General features: G+C 74.2%; 1 protein-coding gene and 1 pseudogene. Both read right to left on the bottom strand.

Features of this window, described 5'->3' with window-relative positions; translation table 11 throughout:
- Positions 1 to 365: pseudogene (locus GTW08_RS31930) on the bottom strand (hypothetical protein); the annotation flags it as partial.
- 57 nt (positions 366 to 422) lie between these two features.
- On the bottom strand, positions 423 to 1,661 hold the full coding sequence (gene ftsW, locus GTW08_RS16355; protein WP_346009919.1) for a putative lipid II flippase FtsW: 1,239 nt from the start codon (positions 1,659 to 1,661) through the stop codon (positions 423 to 425).
- Between the last annotated feature and the right edge of the window lie 20 nt (positions 1,662 to 1,681).

Below are 1,681 nucleotides of genomic sequence, written 5' to 3'. Positions count from 1 at the left end.
TGCGGCCCGTCGCCGCTGCGGGGGGCGTCCGGGCGGCGGGACTGCGCGTGCGGGTCCCACCCGGTACCGGGCAGCCGCTGCGGGCCACGCGGACCCGGCTCCACGGACGGCTGCGACGCGGGGACCTGCGCCGACGGGGGCTCCGGAGCAGCGGAGGCATCGAACAGGTCGGCACCCGACGGGTACTCCGTGGGCCAGCCCGGCCGGCCGCCCGTGCCGCCCGCCCCGTCCGGGCCACCGAAGACCACACCGTCCGGCCGGACCTCGTGGGGCCCGGGAGCACGGCCGCCCATGGTCGGACGCCGGCCGGGCTCCCGGCCCGAGCCGGTGCCGTCGTTCCCGCCGGTCTGATCCGTACCCGTCACGCTCTCGTGCCCCTTGCGTCGTCCGTCGTGTCCGCTCCCACTCGGAGTGGGAGCGCCCTAGCGCGCCGCCCACCGCGACACCGGTGCCGGTGCGCGGTAGGGCTGCGGCAACGGCAGGCGCAGCAGCTTCGCCAGCCGCCCCTGCCCGTCCTTCCGGAGCGCGGCGACCGCCTCCGGCTCGTGCCGGGCCGCGTTCGTGAGCAGCCCGAACAGGAACATGGTCACCACCAGCGAGGTACCGCCGGAGGAGATCAGCGGGAGCTGCAGCCCGGTCACCGGCAGCAGTCCCACGACGTACCCGATGTTGATCGACGCCTGCACGACCATGCCCGCCGTCGACGTCGCGACGACGATCCGCAGCCACGGGTCGGTGTTGCGGGCGGCGATCCGCATGCCGGTGTAGGCCAGAGTCGCGAAGAGCGCGAGTACCGCACCCGCCCCGACCAGGCCCAGCTCCTCGCCGATGATCGCGAAGATGAAGTCGTTGTGGGCGTTGGGCAGGTAGTCCCACTTCGCCCGGCCCTGGCCGAGGCCGACGCCGAACAGGCCGCCGTCGGCGAGCGCGTACAGCGCCTGCGTCGCCTGGTAGGCCGGGCCCAGCGGGTCCGCCGACGACGACAGGAACGCCGTGATCCGGCTGGCCCGGTACCCGGCGGTCAGCCCGAGGATCACCGCGCCGGCCAGGCCGCCGCCCGCGATCAGCGCGAGCAGCTTCACCGGGGCGCCGCCGAAGTACAGCAGCGCGAGCATGATGATCCCGACCGAGATCGTCATACCGAGGTCGGGCTCCAGCACGAGCAGCGTGAAGATCACCAGCGTCACCGGGACGACCGGGTTGAGGGCGTGCTTCCAGCGGTGCATCACGGCGCGGCGGGCGGCGAGCACGTGGGCGCCCCACAGCGTCAGCGCGATCTTCACACCCTCCGACGGCTGCAGCGAGACCGGGCCGAACGCGAACCAGGACCGGGCGCCGCCGCGCAGCGCACCGATCCCCGGGATCAGCACCAGGACCAGCGCGATCAGGCCGATGATCAGCAGTACCGGTGCCACGGCGCGCAGGCGACGCGGGGGGACCCGCAGGCCCACGTGGAACAGGACCAGCCCGACCGCGCAGAACATCAGCTGACGGGTGAACACCGAGTACGACGAGCCGTCGCCGACCGACGACGCGGACAGCACCATCACCAGCCCGAACAGGGTCAGCAGCCCGAAGACGCCGAGGATCAGGTGCAGCGAGGTCAGCGGGCGGCGCAGCCAGCGCCGCAGCCGCAGCACGGCCCCGCGGGTGCCGGTCACGGCGGCCTGGCCGAGCGTGC

Origin of the sequence: Pseudonocardia sp. SID8383 (genome assembly GCF_009864975.1) — a bacterium.
In the GTDB taxonomy this organism is placed as follows: domain Bacteria; phylum Actinomycetota; class Actinomycetes; order Mycobacteriales; family Pseudonocardiaceae; genus Pseudonocardia; species Pseudonocardia alni.
This window is presented reverse-complemented; position numbering and strand designations above follow the sequence as displayed.